14 protein-coding genes are annotated in these 22,932 nt (G+C 70.1%); 9 read left to right on the top strand and 5 right to left on the bottom strand.

Annotation, left to right across the window (positions count from 1 at the left end):
- Positions 1-109 precede the first annotated feature (109 nt).
- Together ABZ345_RS06145 and ABZ345_RS06140 are read right to left on the bottom strand one after the other, a co-directional pair.
- Entirely contained in the window at positions 110-778 is a 669-nt protein-coding gene (locus ABZ345_RS06145) for a response regulator transcription factor (protein WP_359843495.1), read from the bottom strand.
- The gene (locus ABZ345_RS06140) at positions 775-1,320 is read right to left on the bottom strand and encodes a hypothetical protein (RefSeq protein ID WP_359843493.1); all 546 of its coding nucleotides are present in this window, start codon (positions 1,318-1,320) and stop codon (positions 775-777) included. Before ABZ345_RS06140 ends, ABZ345_RS06145 begins: the two co-directional genes overlap by 4 nt.
- Before the next feature lie 2 nt (positions 1,321-1,322).
- Here ABZ345_RS06140 and ABZ345_RS06135 point away from each other — a divergent pair, with 2 nt between their 5' ends.
- Complete coding sequence (locus tag ABZ345_RS06135) at positions 1,323-1,835, top strand: hypothetical protein (RefSeq protein ID WP_359843491.1); 513 nt, start codon at positions 1,323-1,325, stop codon at positions 1,833-1,835.
- 52 nt (positions 1,836-1,887) lie between these two features.
- On the opposite strand, the gene ABZ345_RS06130 is transcribed toward ABZ345_RS06135, so the two are convergent.
- Genes ABZ345_RS06130 through ABZ345_RS06120 form a run of 3 tightly spaced genes read right to left on the bottom strand, consistent with a single transcriptional unit; the run spans position 1,888 to position 6,339 of the window.
- Positions 1,888-3,450 carry an alpha-L-arabinofuranosidase B gene (locus ABZ345_RS06130; RefSeq protein ID WP_359843489.1) on the bottom strand — a complete coding sequence of 521 codons (1,563 nt, stop codon included), beginning with the start codon at positions 3,448-3,450 and terminating at the stop codon, positions 1,888-1,890.
- Positions 3,451-3,472: 22 nt separating this feature from the next.
- The gene (locus ABZ345_RS06125; RefSeq protein ID WP_359843487.1) at positions 3,473-4,924 is read right to left on the bottom strand and encodes a glycoside hydrolase family 43 protein; all 1,452 of its coding nucleotides are present in this window, start codon (positions 4,922-4,924) and stop codon (positions 3,473-3,475) included.
- A gap of 17 nt (positions 4,925-4,941) precedes the next feature.
- Positions 4,942-6,339 (bottom strand): family 43 glycosylhydrolase, encoded by a 1,398-nt coding sequence (locus ABZ345_RS06120; RefSeq protein ID WP_359843485.1) that lies wholly within the window; start codon positions 6,337-6,339, stop codon positions 4,942-4,944.
- 877 nt (positions 6,340-7,216) lie between these two features.
- Here ABZ345_RS06120 and ABZ345_RS06115 point away from each other — a divergent pair.
- The 8 genes from ABZ345_RS06115 to ABZ345_RS06080 all read left to right on the top strand — a co-directional run bounded on the left by ABZ345_RS06115 (position 7,217) and on the right by ABZ345_RS06080 (position 22,931).
- Positions 7,217-9,949 (top strand): beta-L-arabinofuranosidase domain-containing protein, encoded by a 2,733-nt coding sequence (locus ABZ345_RS06115; RefSeq protein WP_359843483.1) that lies wholly within the window; start codon positions 7,217-7,219, stop codon positions 9,947-9,949.
- A 376-nt stretch (positions 9,950-10,325) separates the two neighbouring features.
- Positions 10,326-13,682 (top strand): diguanylate cyclase, encoded by a 3,357-nt coding sequence (locus tag ABZ345_RS06110; RefSeq protein ID WP_359843481.1) that lies wholly within the window; start codon positions 10,326-10,328, stop codon positions 13,680-13,682.
- A gap of 247 nt (positions 13,683-13,929) precedes the next feature.
- Entirely contained in the window at positions 13,930-15,474 is a 1,545-nt protein-coding gene (locus tag ABZ345_RS06105) for an amino acid permease (RefSeq protein ID WP_359843479.1), read from the top strand.
- Positions 15,475-16,293 (top strand): urea amidolyase associated protein UAAP1, encoded by an 819-nt coding sequence (locus tag ABZ345_RS06100; protein ID WP_359843477.1) that lies wholly within the window; start codon positions 15,475-15,477, stop codon positions 16,291-16,293.
- Positions 16,290-16,970, top strand: coding sequence for an urea amidolyase associated protein UAAP2 (locus ABZ345_RS06095; RefSeq protein ID WP_359843475.1), 681 nt, complete (start codon positions 16,290-16,292; stop codon positions 16,968-16,970). The genes ABZ345_RS06100 and ABZ345_RS06095 overlap by 4 nt, the downstream gene beginning before the upstream one ends.
- Entirely contained in the window at positions 16,967-20,566 is a 3,600-nt protein-coding gene (gene uca / locus ABZ345_RS06090; protein ID WP_359843473.1) for an urea carboxylase, read from the top strand. Before ABZ345_RS06095 ends, uca begins: the two co-directional genes overlap by 4 nt.
- Positions 20,563-22,260: an allophanate hydrolase gene (gene atzF / locus ABZ345_RS06085; protein ID WP_359843471.1), complete on the top strand. Its 1,698-nt coding sequence runs from the start codon at positions 20,563-20,565 to the stop codon at positions 22,258-22,260. The genes uca and atzF overlap by 4 nt, the downstream gene beginning before the upstream one ends.
- Positions 22,257-22,931: a helix-turn-helix domain-containing protein gene (locus tag ABZ345_RS06080; protein WP_359843469.1), complete on the top strand. Its 675-nt coding sequence runs from the start codon at positions 22,257-22,259 to the stop codon at positions 22,929-22,931. The genes atzF and ABZ345_RS06080 overlap by 4 nt, the downstream gene beginning before the upstream one ends.
- Position 22,932: the final 1 nt, after the last annotated feature.

The following is a 22,932-nucleotide window of genomic DNA, read 5'->3' as shown; positions in this document are numbered from 1 at the left end:
CAACCACTCGCATGGACGAAGATCCGAGCGTGCCATCGGACTTCTCCCTTCACGTGTTCCGGGAAGGGACTCGCCGCAGTGCTCTGCGGTCGGACGGACCGCGCCGCGATCAGGGTGGTGTGTCGCCGGGGCGCACCAAGCCGTTCTGGTAGGCGAACACCACGAGTTGGGCGCGGTCGCGGGCACCCAGCTTGGTCATGGCCCGGTTGACGTGGGTCTTCGCGGTCAGTGGGGACAGGACGAGGCGCTCCGCGATGTCGTCGTTGGACAGGCCGAACGCGACGAGGACGACGACCTCGCGTCCCCTCTCGGTGAGCTGGCCGAGAGCGGTCGGTTGCGGCGCGGGTTGCGGTTGGCCGAGGACGTGCTGGACGAGTCCTCGGGTGGCTTTCGGGGACAGCAGGGCGTCCCCCGCGGCGATGACCCGGACCGCGTCGACGAGCTCGTCCGGCCCGGCGTTCTTGCCGAGGAACCCGCTGGCGCCCGCCCGCACCGCGTGCAGGACGTTCTCGTCGTTCTCGAACGTGGTCAGCACGAGGACGCGGACGCCTGCGAGGTCGTCGTCGGCGGCGATGCGCCGGGTGGCCTCGATGCCGTCGACCTCGGGCATGCGGATGTCCATGAGAACGACGTCGGCGCGGGTCGTGCGGGCGAGGAAGACGGCGTCGCGGCCGTTGACGGCTTCGCCGACGACCTCGAGGTCGGACTCGGCGTCGATGATCATCTTGTAGCCGGCGCGGATGAGGGCCTGGTCGTCGGCGAGCAGCACCCGGATCACGTCTGTTGTCCTGTCACGGTTTTCGGCGCTGGGGCGGGGAGTTCGGCGTGGACGGCGAACCACCCGTCCGGCCGGGGCTGTGCTTCGAGAGTGCCGCCCGCGGTGGCGGCTCGTTCCCTCATGCCGAGCATGCCGTACCCGGAGCGGGTGGGAACGCGTCCGGCGGCGATGGGGTTGACGACGTCGACGACGACGGCGTCCGCGGTGTAGGAGATGGTGAGGCGGGCGGTACCGGTGCCGTGCTTGTGGGCGTTGGTGAGCGACTCCTGCACGAGGCGGTAGGCGGCGAGGTCGACGACCGCGGGCAGTTCCCTGGCCTGGCCGAGCTGCGTGCGTTCGACGGTGAGGCCGGCGGCGGCGAGCGTGTCGACCATGTCGGTGACGCGGGCCAGCCCGCGGACGGGCTCGATCGCGTCACCGGACGGCCCCGGCCCGTTCGGCGGCGCCGGTCCGCTGTCGACGGTCCTGACCGGGTCGATGTTCGCCGTCCTCCTGATCGGGTGTGCTCGGCAGCCTGGCCGGCGCCCGCGAGTACAGCTCACGCATGATTACCGCCACGGTCGCGGCCGTGCCCCGCCGCTGGCAGGTCGTCGTGGCGAAGACCGCCGCGCTCGCCTTCGTGGTGGTCCCGACGGCGCTGGTCGCCGTCATGGGCTCGTACGCGGCGGGCACGGCCATCCTGTCAGCCAACGACGCCGCGACCGTGTCGCTGACCGACGACGGTGTCCTGACGTCGCTGCTCGGCATGGTCGGCTACATCACCGCGATCGCCCTGCTGGGCCTCGGGCTGGGCATCCTGCTGCGCAACGTCGCCGGCACGATCGGTGTCGTGGTGGGCGGCATCATGATCCTGCCGAACATCGCCGGCGCGCTGCTCCCCGACAGCTGGGACACCGTCCTGCGGTTCCTCCCCAGCTCCGCCGCGGCCGCGTTCACCGAGGTCGCCGCCGCGGGCAGCAGCACCCTCAGCGGAGGTGCCGGTACCGCGGTCCTCTCCGCGTGGGTCGTCGCCGCCCTTCTCGCCGCCATCGTCACGATGCACCGCCGCGACGTGTGAACCCCGGTGGGACGCTCACCAGCTCCGGCGCGCCGGAGCTGGTGAGCGTTCGTCAGCTCCAGGGAGAAGCGGTGAGCCAACTGGTGTCCTGGGCCCACGAAGTCGTGGAGTCCCAGGTGTTCGAGCCGCCGTTGCTGGCGATGTAGGCCGTGAAGTTGTAGTGGCGCAGGTACTTCGTCGGGAAGTTGACGGACTGGAAGGAGTTGCCGGCCCCGCTGTTGCCCGCCGTGCGGCAGAAGGTGGCGTCCTTCGCGAACGCGGCGCCGCCGTCGTCGGCGTTCAGGTTGAGCTGGTAGTTGAAGTGCCGCAGGAACTGACCGGGGCGGTCGGCGGACTCGAAGGACAGGCAGGAGGTGTTGGCCAGGCCCGCGCGCACGATCCAGGTGGCGTCGGCCTTGTCGGTGGCCGAACTGGAGGAGTTGACGGAGGAGATGACGACCTTGCTGTCGGCGTCGTTGTGGCGCAGGTAGTGCGAGGTGCAGCAGGGCGCCGTGGTGGCCTGCAAGGAGATCCGGGAACCCGGGGTCAGTGAGCCGGTGCTGGTGGAGCCGCTGGCGTACCCGGCGGCGGTGATGTTGGCCTGCACGGCGTTCTCGGTGGCGTCCGAGGGGTAGCCCGAGGTCATCACGCCTTCGTAGAAGGTGCCGCGACCGGAGACGCTGTTGTCGCCGCCGATGCCGAGGATGATCGCGCCCTGCTTTTTCATCGGGTTGTAGCCGGAGGCGTTGGGGCGCACGCCGTTGTAGAAGGTGGACAGGCTGCCCGACTGGGCGTTGCCGCCGCGGATGGCCCACTGGTTCGGGCCGCCCTTGACGATCGCGGTCAGGAACCGGTGGCCGATGCTCGGGTCGCCGGCGTTGAGCCCGCGGTTGACCCCGGAGAACAGGCCGTTCTCCAGGTCGGCCATGACCCACGGACCGTTGCCGCTGCCCCAGCCCCAGCCCTTGCTGTTGCCGAAGTAGATGGCCTCCATCGTGCCGTTGCCGTCGTCGTTGCCGGTCGTCTCGGCGTTGCCGTAGTCGAAGCAGCAGCCGCCGTTGAAGTGCGTGCCGTCGAAGATCGCGTACATGCCCTCCGGCTGGTCGCCGGTCGCGATGCCGTTGGTGTTGTTGTTCCGGTAGCCGGTGCCGGGAGCCACGTACACGCCGTACGCCTTGTGGCCGCCGACCGTGATGGGAGCCTCGAAGGCGTTGGCCATGTTGTCGTTGCCACCCTCGGCCGGCCCAGGGAAGTGGCCCCTGGGCGCCTGGTTGAGGTTGTTGCCCTTGGGGGACTGGTCGTAGATGACGGTGATGACGCAGCTCGTGTTGGCGCAGAAGGAATCCTGCACGGCGGCGTCGGCGACACCTCCGGCGCTCAACGGCCCGATGTTCCTGGTCGTGTTGTCGGAGGCGCGTTTCACTTGGTAGAGCGGGCCGTTGTACGCCCCGTACAGGGCACGGGTGGTGCTGTGCGCGGCCACGCAGGGGGTGTTGCCCGCGGCGTAGATGTCGCACGGACCTTGGGTGGCGGCCTGCGAGGTGGCGGCCGTGGAGGCGAGCAGTCCGGCGGCGAGTGCGGCGGTGGCACCCGCCGCGAGCAGCGCACGTTGGGTGCGGCGCGGCGGCTTGATCATGAACAACTCCTTCACTGTCGAGTCAGCTGGTCACGCGGAACGTGGCGTCGCCGCGGCCCGTGGCGGTGGTGATCGGGTCGAGCTTCAACTGGTAGGCGTAGTGCCGGATGTAGTGGTCGGGGTGGTTGTAGGACTGGAAAGAGCTCCACGACGACGACGCCAGGCCGGCGACTTGGCGGAACGTCGCGTCGGCCGCGAACTGCGCGGTGCCGTCATAGGGCGCGAGCACGAAGTCGTAGTTGATGTGCCGCAGGTAGTAGCCGGGGAAGTTCACGGACTGGATCGACACGGTCGTGGCGTCGGCCAGGCCGGGCACGATCCGGAACTGGGAGTCCTGCAGCGGGCTGACGTTCGGGTCGATGCGCACGTCGAAGCTGGCGTGGCGGACGAAGCGGTCCTGGAAGTTGAACGACTGCAGGCGGTTGACGGGCCTGCTGACGCCGTACTTGCCCAGCACGCGGCTCTCCTCGGCGGAGGTCAGGCTCATGATCCCGCCGTGGCGCTTGCGGTTGGTGCCGAGCGAGTAGTCCGTCACCGTGCGGAAGTTGTTGGTGCTGCCGAGGTTCGTCGACGTGATCGGCATGTACCCGCGGCCGGTGGCGAACTGGTCCAGCCACAGCATCCACTCGGTCTTGCCGTTGACCGGCATCCACATCGGACCCTCGACGACGTTGCCACCGGTGGCGCCGTTGGAGATGCCCATGTGGGACAGGTCGCCGATCCTGGTCCACGAGCCGAGGATCGAGTTGCTGCCCTCGACGGTGATCTGCCCGTCGGCGGAGGCGCGGTAGTAGCGGAACCCGCCGACGCTGGTGGGCGACTCGACGATCTGGGTGTCGATGACGCCCTGCCCGCCCGGCCGGTCGATGTAGACGGCTGGGGCGGTGACCGTGCGGAAGTCGCGGGTCCGCGTGTAGTAGACGCGGTGCTTCTTGACGCCGTTGAGGCTCGCGTTCGTCGCCCAGTAGATGACGTAGTCACCGGAGGCGGGGTCGAAGATCGCCTCAGGTGCCCACGCGTCGCCCGCGCCGGGGATGGCGCCCGCGACGTTGATCAGCCGCGGTGCGGACCAGTTCACCAGGTCCGCGGACTCCCAGACGACCAGCGACGTGCTGCCGTTGTTGGCCGCGTCGCTCCACGACGTGCCGCTCGCGATGCGCAGGTCGGTCGCGATGATCCAGTACCTGTCGCCGTTGGGGGAGCGGACGATCGCGGGGTCGCGCACACCCTTGGTGCCCACAGTGGACAGCAGGACCGGAGCGCCGTCGTTCAGGTCGTTCCAGTGCAGTCCGTCCGTGCTGTGCGCGAGGTAGATCTGCTCTCCGATCGCGGTCTCGCCCGTGAAGTGCGCCATCAGATAGCCGGTGAGCGGGTCGGCGGCCGAGGCCCGGTCCACCGCGACGAGGACCTGGGCGGTGAGCAGCAGCAGCGCCGCGACCAGGGCGGCACCCAGGCGTGACAGTGTTCGTTGCACGGCTTGTTCTCCTGCGGTCAGAGGGTGGGGACGATCGGGGCGATGGTGCCGTCGGCGTTGAACGTCATGCGGTCGACGGTGACCTCGCGGTTGGTGCCGTTGCCGCCGGGCACGGCGAAGCGGTGGTAGGCGATGTGCCAGGTGTCGGTGCCGGGCAACTGGACCACCGAGTGGTGGCCGGTGCCCTTGATGCCGCGGTCGAGGCGCTTCTGGAGCACGACACCGCGTGTGGTCCACGGGCCGAGCGGCGACGGGCCGGTCGCGTAGGCGACCTGGTAGTTCTCGTCACGGGTGTCGTTCTCGGACCACATGAAGTAGTAGGTGCCGTTGCGCTTGAACACGAACGACCCCTCGCGAAAGCCCGGTGTGGTGATCGTGCGCACCGCCGCCGGGTCGAACGAGACCATGTCGGCGTTCAGCGGCACGACCCGCGCGGCGCCGTTGCCCCAGTACAAATAGGACTGTCCGTTGTCGTCGGTGAACACCATCGGGTCGATGGCCTGACCGGAGTAGGTGCCCGCCCGGATCAGCGGCTTGCCCAGGGCGTCGCGGAACGGTCCGGTGGGGGAGTCGGACACGGCGACACCGAGGTGCTTGCCCGTGTCACCGGAAGCCGCGCCACCGCTGAAGTACAGGTAGTAGCGGCCGTTCTTGGCGACCACCGCCGGCGCCCACGCCGAGTTGTCCGCCCAGGACACGTCCGGCCCGTGGTCGAGGATCACGCCGTGGTCGGTCCAGTTGACCAGATCGGTCGACGAGAACGCCTTGTAGTAGGGGGCGGACCAGCCCGCGTAGCCGTCGGTCGTCGGGTACAGGTAGTACCGGCCGTTGAAGTAGGCGATGTGCGGATCGGCGAACAGACCGGGAATGACAGGCCCCTTGGTGCTCTTCGGCGTCCACGGGGCGGCCAGCCGGAAGGAGCTGTCGGCGCGGAACCGCTCGGTGTCCTGGAAGGGCTCGACCCACAGCTCGAAGTCGCGGTGCCGCAGCCGCCGGTCCGGGAAGTTGAACGACACCAACGACACCGAGCCCGCCACCGAGCCGTCGGCGGGACAGAACGTCGCGTCCCCGCGGAATTCCGGTGTGCCCGTGCTGGCCTCGAGGTGCACGCGCATGTCCCGGTGGCGCAGGAACATCCCGTTGGCGGCCTGGAACGAGTAGCACGAGGGTGATGCCAGGCCGTTGACGACGGTGAACGTGGCGTCGGACTTGGTCAGCGCCGAACTGCCGGAGGTCACGGGATCGAGCCGGCCCAGGTAGTCGGCGTGCCGCAGGAACCGGCCGGGATAGTTCACCGACTCCAGCGACCGCGCCCCGGTGGGCAGCGTGGCCGCGGACGCCGGCGCCGGGGGCAGGGTGAACGTCGAGGCGAGGACGAGGGACGACACCGCGAGCAGACGCGCCCGTCGGTCCATGAGGGAGCTCCGATCTTCGTTGAGCGGGGCGAAAGAGGTGGGCCGGCGCGTCAAAGCCCGGCCCCGCGGTCGCGTGCGGGCGACGGCGTGACTCGAGTGCGGGGGACCGCGGAATGGGGCCTAACGTCTGCTGGCGAGCCGAGGCCGATGCGGCTTCCGCGCGGTCTTGACGTGGAGAACTCGCTCGGTGCGGTCCACGGGCTCGGTTCCGGTGACAGTGCCACTCGCTGATGCCATGTCTGCGTACTCCCTGCGTCCTTGCAGTTGCAGCCTTGGTCGGTGGAGCGCCGCCGTGAATGTTAGCGCTAACATTCACTGCCTGAGCTAGATGAGAACATGACGGCAACTTTCACGTCAATGGTTCGTGCTCACGTGGACGGATTTGGTCGACCGTAGCGGGTAGACGTCTTCCGCGTGGGCGTGGATCGGAGCAGGCAAGATCGGGATGCCGGGCGGCGTGAGCTGTTAGCGCTAACAGCGTTCACGCTTTTTGGTGGGTTTGTTCCGGAATCGGATTGTTGACAGGGCGTCAACGCGGAGGTTACCTATACGCCACACCGCGATCGGCCGATGACCTGTCGAACAGGGCAGAATGTTAGCGCTAACATTTGTCCAACGGTGGCGTGAACTGGTGCGACTCGACGGAGAGGTTGTCGGCAATGCGATGCCCCCACCGCGCCGCACATCAATCCGGTTCTCGTGGCCATTGCCCTGGTGGAGCACAGGCGGTAGCCAGCCCAGTGTTGTGTCCGCACAGATGACCACCGCTTTGCCGCACTGATCGACACGGACGTCCGCGGTCGATCAGTTCATGTTGACGAGCCCAAAGGTGTGCCCGCGGCTGTTGGTGCAGCGCGGCAGTCGATCCAGGAGCAACATGTCATCCTCATCCCTGAACCGCCGCAGGCTGCTGCAGGCCGCGGGCGTCGCCGCCCTCGCGACCGCCGTGCCCGCCCTGGTCCCGTCGTTGACCCCGGTCGCCGGGGCGGCGTTGGTGCCGCCGGTGCGCGACGACATCGGCGCGTCGGCGTTCGCGTTCGACCTGGGCCAGGTCCGGCTGACGGCGAGCCGGTGGATGGACAACCAGGACCGCACGCTCTCGTACCTGCGGTTCATCGACGTGGATCGGTTGCTCTACAACTTCCGTGCCAACCACGGGCTGCCGACCAACGGCGCGGTGGCGTGCGGTGGCTGGGAGGCCCCGAACTTCGACTTCCGCACCCACAGCAACGGGCACTTCCTCAGCGCGTGGGCCAACGCCTGGGCGGTTCTGGGTGACACGACGTCGCGGGACAAGGCGAACCAGATGGTCGCGGAGTTGGCCAAGTGCCAGGCCAACAACGCCGCGGCCGGGTTCAACACCGGCTATCTGTCCGGGTTCCCGGAGTCGGACTTCGACCTGCTGGAGTCGGGCAGGCCCAAGGGTGTGCCGTACTACTGCCTGCACAAGACCTTGGCCGGTCTGCTGGACGTGTGGCGCTACATCGGCACCACCGAGGCGCGGGACGTGCTGCTGCGGTTCGCCGGCTGGGTGGACTGGCGCACCGCGCGGCTGACCACCGCTCAGATGCAGGCCGCGCTGCAGACGGAGTTCGGCGGCATGAACGCTGTTCTGACCGACCTCTACCAGCAGTCGGGCGACTCCCGGTGGCTGACGGTGGCACAACGGTTCGACCACGCCGCCGTGTTCGATCCCTTGGCCGCCAACCAGGACAAGCTCAACGGCCTGCACGCCAACACACAGGTGCCCAAGTGGGTGGGCGCGGCCCGTGAGTACAAGGCCACCGGCACCACCCGCTACCGGGACATCGCGCAAAACGCCTGGGACATCACAGTCGGCACGCACACCTACGTGATCGGCGGCAACAGCCAGGCCGAGCACTTCCGCGCCCCGAACGCCATCGCCGGCTACCTGGCCAAGGACGCCGCGGAGGCGTGCAACACCTACAACATGCTCAAGCTGACCAGGGAACTGTGGCTGCTGGACCCGAACCGGTCGTCGTACTTCGACTTCTACGAGCGGGCGTTGCTCAACCACCTGCTGGGCCAGCAGGATCCGGCCAGCGGCCACGGCCACGTCTGCTACTTCACGGCGCTCAACCCCGGAGGCCGCAGGGGAGTGCTGGGTCCCGCGGTGGGCGGCGGAAGCTTCAGCACCGACTACGGCACCTTCTGGTGCTGCCAGGGCACCGCGCTGGAGGTCAACACGCGCCTCGCCGACTCCATCTACTTCCACAACGGCACCACGCTGACCGTGAACCTCTACACGGCCTCGATGCTCGACTGGGCGGCGCGCGGGATCACCGTCACCCAGGCCACGAGCTTCCCGGTCAGCGACACCAGCACCCTGACCGTGACGGGCAACGCGAGCGGCTCGTGGACCATGCGCCTGCGCATCCCCGCGTGGACCAGCGGCGCGACCGTCAGCGTCAACGGCGTTGCCCAGAACATCGCCGCCACACCAGGCACTTACGTGAGCCTGACCCGTTCGTGGACGTCCGGTGACACCGTCACCGTGCGCCTGCCGATGCGGGTGGTCATGCAGCCCGCCAACGACAATCCCGAGGTAGCGGCGATCACCTACGGCCCCGTGGTGTTGTCCGGCAACTACGGCGACACGGCTTTCAGCACCCTGCCGTCCCTCAACCCCGCGTCCATCACCCGCACGAGCACGTCGGCGCTGACGTTCACCGCCACGGCCGACGGGGCGACGGTCGACCTCGGGCCGTTCTACAACGCCCACGGGTTCAACTACACCGTCTACTGGAACACGGGGAACAGCGCGGGCTACCGGCTGTTCAACGCCTCCAGCGGCATGGTGCTCGGCATCCGCACCATGTCCACCGCGGACGGCGCGGACGCCCTGCAATGGGGCGACAACGGCACCGCCGACCACATCTGGCAGCTGGTGCCCGACGGCACCGCGGTCCGGCTGCGCAACCTCAACAGCGGCAAGGTGCTCGGCGTGGACAAGATGTCCACAGCGGACAACGCACGGGTGCTGCAGTGGGCCGACAACGGCACCGCCGACCACCGCTGGACGATCATCGACAACGGCGACGGCACCCACGGGCTCCGCAACGTCAACAGCTCCAAGATGCTCGGCATCCTCGACGCTTCCACCGCACAGGGCGCGGTGGCCGTCCAGGATCCGGACAACGGCAGCGCGGACAACGGCTGGCGGTTCGTGCCCACCGGCGCCCGGCGCGTCCAGAACCTGGGCAGCGGCCTCCTGCTGGGCGTTCAGAACATGTCCACTTCGGATGGTGGCCTGGTGATCCAGTGGGACGACAACGGCACCGCCGACCACCTGTGGACTGCCGTGCTCGACCCCGACGGCTACTTCCGGCTGCGCAACAGCAACAGCGGCAAGGTCCTCGGCGTCGAAGGCGGCGCCACCGGCAACGGAGCCCGCGTCCAGCAGTGGGCCGACAACGGCGCTAGCGACCACAGGTGGCGCCTGCGCTACGGCTCCAACGGCTTTTTCCGCCTCCAGTGCGCCAACGGTGGCCGGGTCCTCGGTATCAGCGGTGCGTCCGCCGCACGGGGCGCGCAAGCGGTGATCTGGGATGACACCGGCACCAATGACCACCTCTGGCGCTTCATCTGATCCTTCGCGGGCCGGGCGCTCAGCGCGTTTCGCGCCGAACTCCGGCCCGCCACAGGGTTTCAGCGGCTCAGTGATCGCCCGCGCAGGTGGAGCTCGTCCCGCTGGGCCGTATGGGGCAACCCGAGGAGTGGCCGCGGTCGCCGGATTCCTCGCCACATCCGCGGCCGGGTATATCACCGCCGAAACCAGCGGAGTAGCGGTGATCGTCCGATCGTCCGCAGAGGATGATCCCACCTGTGCGGCCATAGCTGATCGGCATGACCGACTTGGGGAAAGCGACGGTTGGTTGTGGTACTCGTTGGGTACCGTCCAACAGCCGCTTCGGTTACGGTACGCGGCTTACGAAAGCGGTCGTCCAAACTTCCAACGGAGCGTCGTGACCGATCCTCCCGATCTCGATCGCGGTGTGCTGCGCACACTGCTCACCGACGTGGTCACCGGTGCGCTCGCGCGTGGGGGTCTGAACGGCTGCCTCGACGGGGCGATCGCCAGGGCCCGCCAGATCGGCGGTTGCTGCTCGGTCTTCGTGTTCGACGTCGACCACTTCAAGACCGTCAACGACGCGTACGGGCACGCGCGCGGTGACGTGGTGCTGAGGTCGATCGTCGAGCGGGCCCGGGGCGCGGTCCGCGACGCCGACGTGCTGGTGCGCTACGGCGGCGACGAGTTCGTGCTGGTGCTGCCGGAGACGGGCGCGGTGGAGGCGCTGCAGGTCGCGACGCGGCTGGTGGACGCCATCGGCACCAAGCCGTTTCCGGGGAATCCGCCGCTGTCGGTGTCGATCAGCCTCGGACTGGCCACCTTCCCGGACGATGCGGCGGACCGGCAGTCGCTGATCGAGCTCGCCGATCGCCGCAACTACCTGGCCAAACGCCGCGGACGGGGCCGTGCGGTCGGCGACGACCTGCAGGCGAGCGGGCGGCGGTCGTCCGAGAGGTTGCTGGAGCGCGACGCGGCGCTGGCGGTCGTGCGCGACTTCCTCGTCCGGCTGGACGCGTCCGGACGCGGCGCGCTGCGGGTGGCGGGCGAGCGCGGCGCCGGGCACAGCAGGTTCCTGGCCGAGGTCGGCAAACTGGCAGGGCTGCGCGGGTTCGAGGTGGTCGACGGGGTCACGGAACCGTCGGGGCACGACGAGCGGGTGCTGCTGCTCGTCGACACCGACGCCGACCTAGCGGACGTCGGGCGGCGGGTGCGGCGGCTGACCGGCTCCGACGGCGTGCGGGTCGTGGGGCTGATCCAGGCGATGCACGACCCCGCGGGGCCGGTACCGCAGGCGCTGCCGCTGCTGGACACCGTGGTGCTGGCGCCGTTGTCGGAGTCGGCGCTGCACGTGTGGCTGCGCACGACGCTGCACGGTGAGCCGACGCGCGAACTGGTGCATTGGCTCGCCCGGCGCAGTGGCGGTCTCATCGCCCAGGCCGAGCGCGGGCTGACGCAGCTCGCCGACCGCGGCGACCTGGAGCAGGGCGGCAACGGGGACTGGGGCGTGTCCGCGGAGGCGCTGGCCCGTGCCGACAACGCCCGGCGGCGGTTGCCCGCGGCGGTCAGCAGTCTGGTGGGCCGGGCGCGGGACGTCTCGCGGCTGGCCGACCTGCTCGCGGGGCGGCGGCTGGTCACGCTGACCGGCGCCGGTGGCATCGGCAAGACCCGGCTGGCGCTGGCCGTCGCGGGGGCCGTGGCCGACGAGTTCGCGGACGGGGCCGTGTTCGTGTCGCTCGCCGAGGCCACCACGACCGAGATGGTGGTCTCCGCGGTCGCCGCGGTGCTGGAGGTGCCGGAGGGCACGAACGAGCCGCTGACCGACGCGGTGATCCGGGCGCTGAGCGAGCTCGAGCTGTTGCTGGTGCTGGACAACTTCGAGCACGTGCTGAGCGCCGGCTCGTTCGTGGCCGCGCTGCTGGCGGCGGCGCCGGGAGTGCGGGTGCTGGCCACGAGCCGGCAGCGGCTGCGCCTGTCCGGCGAGCAGGTCTACCCCGTCCCGCCGCTGCCGGTGCCCGACCTGGACCGCCTGCCGTCGCGGCCGGAGGAGGCCGACGAGGCGCTGGCGTCCTGGCCCGCGCTGGCGTTGTTCGTGTCCAGGGCCACCGAGGCCGTGTACGGGCTGACATTCTCCGCGGACGACCTGCGTGCCGCGGCCGAGGTGTGCATCCGGCTGGACGGGCTGCCACTGGCCATCGAGCTCACCGCGGCGAACTGCGACGTCCTCTCGCCGACCCAGATCCTCGCCCAGTTGAACGAACGGTCCGAACTGCCCGCCGTCGGGCCCCAGGACCTGCCGGCGCGGCAACAGACCCTGCGCGCCACCATCGACTGGAGCTTCGCCCTGCTCGACGCCGACGACCAGGAGCTGCTGACCCGCCTGGCGGTGTTCGCCGGGGGCTGCACGGCGGACGCCGTCGCCGCGATCTGCCTGCCCGCGGCGATGAGCGACGAGACCATGGGCGGGCTCACGAAGCGGCTGGCCGGGCTGGTCGACCGCAACCTCCTCGGCGCGCGGCAGACCGAGGACGGGCTCAGGTACACGATGCTCGAGACCATCCGGGCCTACGCGGGCGAACGGCTGTCGGACGAGGACGTGACCGCGCGTCATACCGCCTACTTCGCCGATTTCGCCGAACGCGCGGACCGCGGACTGGGCGGCCACGACGGAGCGGCCTGGTACGCGCGGGTCAGCTCCGAGTACCTCAACCTGCGCGCGGCGCACACCCAGGCGATGGGCGTCGGCGATCCGCTCACCGCAGCCCGGATCGTCCTCGGCGTCAACCGGTTCTGGCAGAAGGGCTGGCACATCCGCGAGGGCCGGGAATGGCACCGCCGCCTGCTCACGGACGCGGCGGACCGGCTGCCGGAGGGCGTGCGCGGCAGGGTGATGGAGTCCGCGGCGTTCCTCGCGATCAAGCAGGACGACCAGGCGACCGCCCAGTCGCTGGGCGAGCAGAGCCTGCGGATCGGCCGCCGGCTGGGCGACCACGACCTGATGGCCCAGGCGCTCAACATCGTCGGCCTCGTCGCCCGGCAGAGCGGTGACATCGACCAGGCCCGCGCCTACTTCGGCGAGTGCGTCGAGATCGAGCAGGCGCACGGGAAACGCGGCAACGTCCTGGCCGCGGCCCGCGGCAACCTGTCGATCATCGCCCGCTTCGAGGGCGACCTGCACACCGCGCGCGACCTCATGCGGCACAACGTCGAGATGGACCGCACGGTGGGCAACCTCCGCACGCTGTCGCTGGACCTCGTCGGGCTCGGCGACGTCTGCGTGGACCTCGGCGATGCCGCCGCCGCGCGCCCGCTGCTCACCGAAGCCGTCAAGACCAGCAGGCAGATCGGCGACATGGGCGGCGAGGCGTACGCCTTCCACATCCTCGGCCGGCTCACCCGGCTGGAAGGCGATCCGGTCGAGGCGTACCGCCTCTACACCGCCGCCATCCGCATCCACCACGGGTTCGGCGACCGGTTCGCGGTCCTCTACACGCTCAGTTCGCTCATCGACCTGCTCAGCACCGTGGACGCCGCGTTGGCCGCGAGGATGCTCGGCGCCGTCGCGGTGATCCGCGAACAGGACGGCCTGCCGATGACCAAGCACCAGCTGACCGTCCGGGAGGGCACGCTGCGCCGCATCCGGGCCGTGCTGACCGACACCGAGGTGGACGCCGCGATGGCCGCGGGTGCCGCGATGGATCTCGACGCCCTGGTGGCCCACGCCTTCGAGGTGGAGCCGGCCGCGTTCGCCTAGGCCGCACTGGGCGTCCACTTTGGACCAGAGGATCGACCGCGATGACACCTGCCCGCTGATCACGGTCGCAGGTCGCGGTCCTCCATGTGGTCCAGAGCGGGTCGCGAGGCGTGGTTGGGCTGAACGTCCCAGCCGCGCCAGCGTGGTTTACGGGGAATTTACGCCGCGTCACCGGTCCGCGAAATACCGGAGCCAGACAGTCATACCTGTCGCTCGACAGATATTCCGTCCGGCTCCGGGAGGCCCCATGAGCACGTCCCTCAGTGACACCGGTTCCCCTGGATCCGGGTACACCCAGGAGCTGCGCAGGGGCGTGGGCTCGTTCTCGTCCTTCGCGGCGGGCTTCTCGTTCGTCTCGATCCTCACCACCGTCTTCCAGCTCTTCGGGCTGGGCTTCGGGCTCGGTGGCGCCTCGTTCTTCTGGGCGTGGCCGCTGGTCTTCGGCGGGCAGCTGCTCGTCGCGCTGTGCTTCGCGGAGCTCGCGGCGAGATGGCCGGTCTCGGGTGCGATCTTCCAGTGGTCCAGCCGTCTGGCGGGGACGACAGCAGGCTGGTTCGCCGGCTGGATCATGATCATCGGGCAGATCCTGACCGTCGCCGCGGCCGCCATCGCGATCCAGGTCGTCCTGCCGAGCATCTGGTCCGGTTTCCAGATCGTCGGAGGGTCCGGGGCGGACTCCTCGGTGGCCTCGGCGACCGGTGCGCAGAACGCGGTGCTGCTCGGCGTGATCCTCCTCGTGATCACGACCGCCGTGAACATCGCGGGCGTGCGCCACATGGCCTCGGCCACGAGCGTCGGTGTCACAGTCGAGATCGTCGCGGTGATCGTGCTCGTCCTGGCTCTGTTCGTCCTTCCCGAGCGTGGTCCTCAGGTCGTGTTGACCCACGAGGGCTGGACCGGGGAGGGGAGTTATCTCCCGGCGTTCCTCGCCTCGGCGCTGATGGCCGCGTACGTGATGGTGGGGTTCGACTCCGCGGGTGAACTGGCCGAGGAAACGCACGCGCCGAGACGCACGACGCCGCGGACCATCCTGCACGCGCTCATCGCGTCCGCGGTCGGCGGAGCGTTGCTCATCCTCGGCGCGCTGATGGCCGCACCGAGCCTCACCGACGGCAACCTGGCCACCGCGGGGCTCTCCTGGGTGCTCACCGAACGACTGGGCGGCGTGCTGGGCCGTCTGCTGCTGTGCTGCGTCGCCGTGGCCGTGTTCGCCTGCACGCTCGCCATCCAGACCGCGGGCGCGCGGATGATCTACTCGATGGCCAGGGACAAGGCCTTCCCGTTCCACCGGCAGCTCGCCAAGGTGTCCCCGCGCACCGGCACCCCGATCGGTGCCTCGATCGTCGTGGGCGTCGGCGCGGCCATCGCGCTGGTGGTCAACATCGGTCAGTCCGCACTTTTCACCGCGCTGTCGAGCCTGTGCATCGCGATGCTGTACCTGGCGTACCTCGGCGTGACGTTGCCGCTGCTGATCACCCGCATCCGGCACCGCAGGACCGACGGCTGGCCGACCGGCGTCGACGAGCACGGCAAGCCGCTGTTCAGCCTCGGCGCGTGGGGAATCCCGCTCAACGCGCTGGCGGTCGTCTACCAGATCGGCATGGCGGTCAACCTGTTGTGGCCGCGGCCGGAGATCTACGACCTCACCGGTGAGACCTGGTGGCTGCGCTGGAGCGCGCTGCTCGTGATCGCCCTCAGCCTCGCGACCGGCGCCGCGTACCTCTTCTTCAAACACCGGCTGCACGGCCGGATCGAGCTGCGCCACGTCCCGCACAGCGCACAGGAGGCCTAGGTGACCGACTCCGTTCTCAACGCCAGGGCGGACGCTCGCGCACGAGGTGGGCAGACGAGCGACTGGATGCCTTACCTTCCGGCCTCGTCGAGCCCGTACCGGCCGCCGGGGGTGGAAGCGCTCACCTGGGCGGAAACCGTTGCCCCTGGCGGATACACGCACAAGGTCCTCGCCAGGGGAACCCGGATCCGGTTCGACGACCCCACCGGTGACGCCTGTGCGCACGTGATCGTCTACAACGCGCTCGAACCGGTCGAGCGGCTCAACGTCGCCGACACCGTGAAGATCCCCTGGCAGGCCTACCTCGGTGCCGGGCACCCGTTGCTGTCGGGGGACGGCCGCGTGCTCGCGACGATCGTCGAAGACACGTCCGGGCACCACGACGCATTCTGCGGCACGACCACCGAGGCGTGGAACCAGCGCAAGCACGGTGACGCCAGGCCGGAAGGGCCGTTCCCCGCGGGCCGGTCGCTGTTCGTCAAGGCCGCGGCCAAACACGGACTCACGCCGCGCGACCTCCCGCCCAGTGTGTCCTTCTTCCAAGGAATCCGGGTCGACACCGACGGGGCCTTCGTGTGGCGGGGATCTGCGGGGGAGGGCACCTCGGTCGAACTGCTGGCCGAACTGCCGTTGCTGATCCTGGTGGCCAACGTGCCGCACCCGCTGGACCCCCGCGCCGAGTACGCGGCCGGACCTCTGCGCGTGCATGCCTGGCGCACCAAGGCGACAGGGCCGGGCGACGACCGCTTCGACGCCACGCCCGAGGCACACCGGGCCTACCTGAACACCATCGACTACGCGGAGGCGCGAGGCCTGTGACGAGTTCCGTCCCCGTCGGGGCCACGTTCGCCCCCGGCTCACCCCTCGACTGGTCGGAACCGCTGGTGCCGGGCGAGGTCGTGCTCGACGAACGGGTCGCCCCCAACGCCTCCTGGTCCGCCGTGGTGCGGGCGGGCGACGTTCTGACCATTGTGGACGTCGGCGGCAACCAGTCGGGCGACTGCCTGATCTACAACGCCGCGGACACCGAGGAGCGCTACAGCGTCCCGGACACGTTGGCGTGGCAGGGAAACGCCTACGTCCGCACGGGCACGGTGCTGCGCAGCAACCTCGGCAACCCGCTGATGACCGTCGTCGACAACGAGATCGACCGGCAGGACACCATCGGTGGCGCGTGCTCCAAGGAGTCCAACACATTGCGGTACGGCCACCACGTGATGTTCCACCACGGGTGCCGGGAGAACTTCCTTTCCGAGGGCCAGAAGCACGGGCTCGGCCTGCGTGATCTGGTGTCCAACCTCAACTGGTTCATGAACGTCCCGGTCGAGGCGGACGGCGCGCTCGGCATCGTCGACGGGATGTCCGCGCCGGGCAAGCGGGTCGCGGTGCGCGCCGACACCGACGTCCTCGTGCTCGTCTCGAACTGCCCCCAGATGAACAACCCCTGCAACGACTTCAACCCGACGCCCCTGCGCATGATCGTGGTGAGGCCATGACGTCCTTCGACGTCGTCCTGGTCGCGAACCGGGGTGAGATCGCGCGCCGGATCATCCGCAGCGCACACGCACTGGGCATGAAGACGGTCGCCGTCTACTCCGACGCCGACCGTGCCGCACCGCACGTCCGGGAGGCCTGCACCGCCGTCCGGCTCGGTCCCGCTCCCGCCCGCGACTCCTACCTGCGTGCCGACGCGATCATCGAGGCGGCACTCGACAGCGGCGCCGGGCTCATCCACCCCGGCTACGGGTTCCTGTCCGAGAGCGTCGCGTTCGCCCGTGCTGTCGAAGCAGCGGGCCTGCGGTTCGTCGGCCCGGACGCCGAGCAGATCGCTGCCTTCGGGGAGAAGCACACCGCCCGCGAGATCGCGCGCCGCGCGGGCGTGCCGATGCTCGCCGGGACCGGGCTGCTGTCGTCGGCCGCCGAGGCCGCCGCCGAGGCCGAACGGATCGGGTTGCCCGTGATGGTCAAGGCGACCGGTGGCGGAGGTGGCATCGGCATGCGGGCCTGTGCCACGACCGGCGAGGTGCACGAGGCGTTCGAACGCGTGGAGTCGTTGGCACGGCAGAACTTCGGCGCCGGGGGAGTGTTCCTCGAACGGCTGGTGCGTCCGGCCCGCCACGTGGAGGTGCAACTCTTCGGCGACGGCCGCGGCCGCGTTGCGGTGATCGGCGACCGCGACTGCTCGCTGCAGCGCCGCAACCAGAAGGTCGTCGAGGAGGCGCCCGCTCCCGCGCTGCCCACCCACGTTCGCGAGCTGCTGCACACCTCGGCGCGCGACCTGGCCGCGTCGGTGCGGTACCGCAGCGCTGGCACCGTCGAGTTCATTTACGACCCGGTGCGCCAGGAGGTCTCGTTTCTGGAGGTCAACACGCGCCTGCAGGTCGAGCATCCCGTGACGGAGATGGTCTTCGGCGCCGATCTGGTCGAGCTGATGCTGCGACTGGCCCGTGACGGTGCGGACGGCCTGCCCGATCGCGTCTTCGACTCCCCGTGGGTGCCGGACGGCCACGCGTTCGAAGCCCGCGTCTACGCCGAGGATCCCGCCAAGGAGTCGCTGCCGTCGTCGGGTCTGGTGACGCGGGCGGTGTTCCCGGCCGGCCTCGACGGTGTCCGGGTCGACGGCTGGATCGAGACCGGGCTGGAGGTCTCGCCGCATTACGACCCCATGCTGGTCAAGGTGATCGTCGCGGGACCCAACCGGGACGCCGCGCTCGACCTGCTCGGCGAGGCGCTCGACGGCTCCCGGGTGGACGGCATCGTCACGAACCTGGGGCTGTTGCGCGAGCTCACCGGCTCCGACGACGTGCGGGCCGCGGTGCACTCGACCTCCAGTCTCGACGTCACCGCCGATCCCGATCCCCGCGTCGACGTCCTCGTGCCGGGGACGATGACGACGGTGCAGGACCTGCCCGGCCGCATCGGGTACTGGCAGGTCGGTGTGCCGCCGAGTGGTCCGTTCGACCCGATCTCGCTGACCGAGGCGAACCTCGCCGTCGGCAACCCCGCCACCGCACCTGGACTGGAGATCACCGCGGCGGGTCCGGTCCTGCGGTTCTCGGTTCCGTCGGTCATCTGCCTCACCGGCGCGCCCGTGGAGTCCGATGTGGACGGTGAACCGGTGCCGCAGTGGGAGCCGGTCGACGTCCCCGCCGGCGGCACCCTGCGGATCGGCACCGCGGTGGGCCCCGGACTGCGCACCTACCTCGCCGTCCGGGGCGGCATCGACGTGCCCGCCTACCTCGGTAGCGCGGCGACGTTCACGCTGGGCGGGTTCGGCGGCCACGCCGGTCGTGCGCTGCTGGCCGGCGACGTGCTGCGCCTGTGCTCACCGGACGCGGCGGAGAACCCGGGACTGACCACGATCGGCGGCCCGACCCCGGCGCACCGCCGTCCCGCGATCACCGGCAGCTGGCAGATCGCGGTCACCGAAGGGCCGCACGGCGCACCCGAGTTCTTCACCCGCGCCGACCTGGATTCCTTTTACGCCAACGACTTCAAGGTCCACCACAATTCCGCGCGCACCGGTGTCCGGCTGATCGGTCCCAAACCGGAGTGGGCCCGTCCCGACGGTGGGGAAGCCGGACTGCACCCGTCGAACATCCACGACACGCCGTACGCCATCGGTGCCATCGACTTCACCGGTGACACTCCCGTCGTCCTCGGTCCCGACGGCCCGTCGCTGGGCGGGTTCGTCTGCCCGGCCGTGGTCGCCAGCGGTGATCTGTGGAAGCTCGGGCAGTTGCGTCCCGGCGACACCGTGCGGTTCGTGCGGGTGCGTGAGGCCGATGCCGCGGCCGACCGGCGGGCTGTTGTGCACGTGGCCACCTCAGGTGGCGACGATGACGACGGCATTCTGGGCAGGCTGGACGAGACCGATGACCGGCCGTCCGTCACCTATCGCCGTGACGGCGACAGCAACGTGCTCGTCGAGTACGGGCCCATGACCCTCGACCTCGCCCTGCGCATGCGGGTGCACGCACTCCAGGAAACCCTTGCGGCACATGGTCCGGACGGCATCCTCGACGTCACACCGGGCATTCGCTCGTTGCAGGTCCACACCGATCCCGACCGGTTGAAGGCCGCCGACGTCGCACGGCTGCTCCAGGAGCTCGAAGCCGAAGTGCCTGCCACGCAAGACCTCGTGGTGCCCTCCCGCACCGTGCGGTTGCCGCTCAGCTGGGACGACCCCGCCACGAGACTGGCGATCGAGCGGTACATGGCCGGAGTGCGCTCCGACGCGCCGTGGACACCCTGGAACATCGAGTTCATCCGCCGCATCAACGGTTTGGAGTCGGTGGACGACGTCTACCGGACGGTGTTCGACGCGTCCTACCTGGTGCTGGGCCTCGGCGACGTGTACCTCGGCGCCCCGGTGGCGACACCGCTCGACCCCCGGCACCGGCTCGTGACGACGAAGTACAACCCCGCGCGGACGTGGACCGCCGAGAACTCCGTGGGCATCGGAGGCGCGTATCTCTGCGTCTACGGCATGGAAGGGCCTGGCGGGTACCAGTTCGTCGGCCGGACCGTGCAGGTCTGGAACCGCTACCGCCGCGGCGGGCTGTTCGCCGAGCACCCGTGGGCGCTGCGCTTCTTCGACCGGATCGAGTGGTACCCGGTCTCGGCGGAGGAGTTGCTCGAGTTGCGTGCCGAGACCGACGCCGGACGCGGTGACTTCGAGACGGTCGACGGCACGTTCTCGATCGCCGAGCACCTCCGTTTCCTGCAGGACAACGCGGACGACATCGCGGCCTTCCGAACCCGCCAGACGGCGGCCTTCGAGGAAGAAAAGGCCCGCTGGCGGCTCGCCGGTGAGTTCGACCGGCACGACGAACCGGAAGTGATCACCGCACCCGAGGTGACGCTGCCCGCCGGCGCGGTCGCCGTGACCGCGCCGTTCACCGCGACCGTCTGGCGACTCGCATTACAACCAGGTTCTCAGGTGGCCGAAGGGGATGCGGTCCTCTCGGTCGAGGCGATGAAGATGGAGGCCGACGTGACCGCACCCGTCACGGGCAAACTGGTCGAGCTCTACGTGAGTCCCGGCGACCAGGTCGACCCCGGGCAGATCCTCGCGGCGGTGCTGCCATGACACCGGACCCCCTCGCCGCCGTCAACGCGGCCTACGACCGGATCGAGGCAGCCGGCCGCCACGAGATCTGGGTGACCCTGCGCTTCCGCGAGGACGCGCTGTCCGAGGCGAAGGTCGTCGCCGAACGGTTGGCCGCGGGCGAGGATCTCCCTCTCGCCGGCCGGGTGATCGCGGTCAAGGACAACATCGACGTGGCCGGGCTGCCGACCACCGCGGGCGCGCCGTCCTACCTCTACCGGCCGGACTCGGACGCCACGGCGGTCGCGCGGCTGCGGGCCGCGGGCGCCGTGGTGATCGGGAAGACCAACCTCGACCAGTTCGCGACCGGCCTGGTGGGGACCAGAAGCCCGTACGGCGCGGTCCGCAACGCCTGGGACCCGGCCAGGATCTCCGGGGGTTCGTCCGCGGGCTCCGCCGTCGCCGTCGCGCTGGGCATCGTCGACGCAGCACTAGGCACGGACACCGCGGGTTCCGGGCGTGTCCCCGCGGCGCTCAACGGTGTCGTGGGGGTGAAGCCGACGAAGGGGCTCGTCCCCGTCACCGGAGTCGTGCCCGCCTGCTACTCCCTGGACTGTGTCACGGTTTTCGCCCGCGACCTCACCTTCGCCCGGTTGGTCGCCGAGCTCATGTCCGGGCCCGACGCCGCGGATCCGTTGTCCCGCGAAGCTCGCCCGGACGTGGTCCTCCCGTCGCGGCCGCGGGTCGCCGTGCCCGTGGCCGAGCACCTGGCGGAGATGGCACCCGGCTGGCGCGAGGCCTTCGCCGCGGCGGTGGCGAGCCTGGCCGCCACCGGTGTGGAGATCGTCGAGGTCGACATCGCGCCGCTGCTGGAGGCCGCGAAGATGTTGTACGGCGGCGCTTTCGTCGCCGAACGCTACGCCGCCGTCGGCGCCCACATCGAAGCCCACCACGACCAGATCGGCGCCTGCCTCGACCCCACCGTGGCCGCGATCGTCCTCGCGGGAGCGTCGCCGACGGCCGCGCAGTGGGCCGCCGACACCGCCACGCTCGCCCGCCTCGGTGCACAAGGACGTGCCCTGCTCGACGGCTGTGACGCGCTGCTGACCCCGACCACCACCTGCCATCCCACCCTCGAGGAGGTAGCCGCTGACCCGGTCGGCGTGAACAGCAAGTTGGGCCGCTTCACCAACTTCGCCAACCTGCTCGACCTCGCCTCACTCGCGGTGCCGGCCGGGTCCGCCGGCGGTCTGCCGTTCGGCGTGATGTTCACCGGTCCGGCGTTCAGCGACCGCGCCCTGGCCGATCTCGCTCGCCGCCTGCTCGCGCCGTCGATCGACCTCTTCGTCGTCGGCGCGCACCTGCACGGTCAGCCGCTCAACAAGGAACTGGTGCAGGCGGGTGGCAGCTTGGTCCGGCCGGCGAAGACCGCTGCGGCCTACCGGTTGCGCGCACTGGCCACGACTCCGGCCAAGCCCGGCCTGATGCGGGTGCCGGAAGGCGGCGCGTGCGTCGAGGGCGAGGTCTGGCGGCTGCCGGCGGCGGGGTTCGGCACGTTCGTCGCCGCCGTGCCGCCACCGATGGTCATCGGCACGGTCGAGCTCTCCGACGGCGCCGCGGTCCCGGGCTTCCTCGCTGAACCGTGGGCTCTCGAGGGCGCCGACGACATCACCGAGTACGGCGGATGGCGCGGCTACCTCGCGGCGCACCGGCCACAGGGGACACTGACGCGGTGACTCGCCCCCGCCCCGGCCGCCCGCGTCATGCGCCCGACGAGGGCGGCACCCGGTCGCCACGGGAACAGATCCTGGAAGCGGCCGCCGCGCTGTTCGTCGACCAGGGGTTCTCCGCGACCTCGACCCGCGCCATCGCCGACCGGGTCGGGATCAGGCAGGCCTCCCTCTACTACCACTTCGCCGGCAAGGACGACATCCTGCTCGAACTGCTCCGCACCTCGGTGCGGCCCAGCCTGGAGACCGCCCGCGCACTGGAGGACGCCGCCCTGCGACCAGCACCGGAGGCGGCGCTCTACGCGCTCGCCATGGCCGACGCGCACACACTCGCGACGGCACCGCACAACATCGGCATGCTCTACCTGCTGCCCGAGGTGCAGCTGGAGCGGTACGACCTGTTCCGCGAGGACCGCGTGGAGCTCCAGGAGACCTACGCCCGTCTCGGAGCCCAGGTCGTCGGCGACGCCCCCACGTCGGCCGCGGGCGCGCGCCGAGGCGAAATGCTGATCCAGCTCGTCGAGGTCGTGATCCACCAAAGGCGGACCCGCGTGCCGGGCGAGTCCGACTGCCACGCCATCGCCGAGGCGTGCCTGCGGGTGTGCGGTGCCGACGAGCCGGCGATCGCCGCCGCCCGCGCCAGTTACTCGGCCTTGCGAGTTACCTGCGACAGCTGAT

Origin of the sequence: Lentzea sp. NPDC005914 (genome assembly GCF_040629405.1) — a bacterium.
Lineage (GTDB): Bacteria > Actinomycetota > Actinomycetes > Mycobacteriales > Pseudonocardiaceae > Lentzea.
Note: the sequence above shows the minus strand (reverse complement) of the source record. Positions and strands in the feature narration are given on the sequence as shown.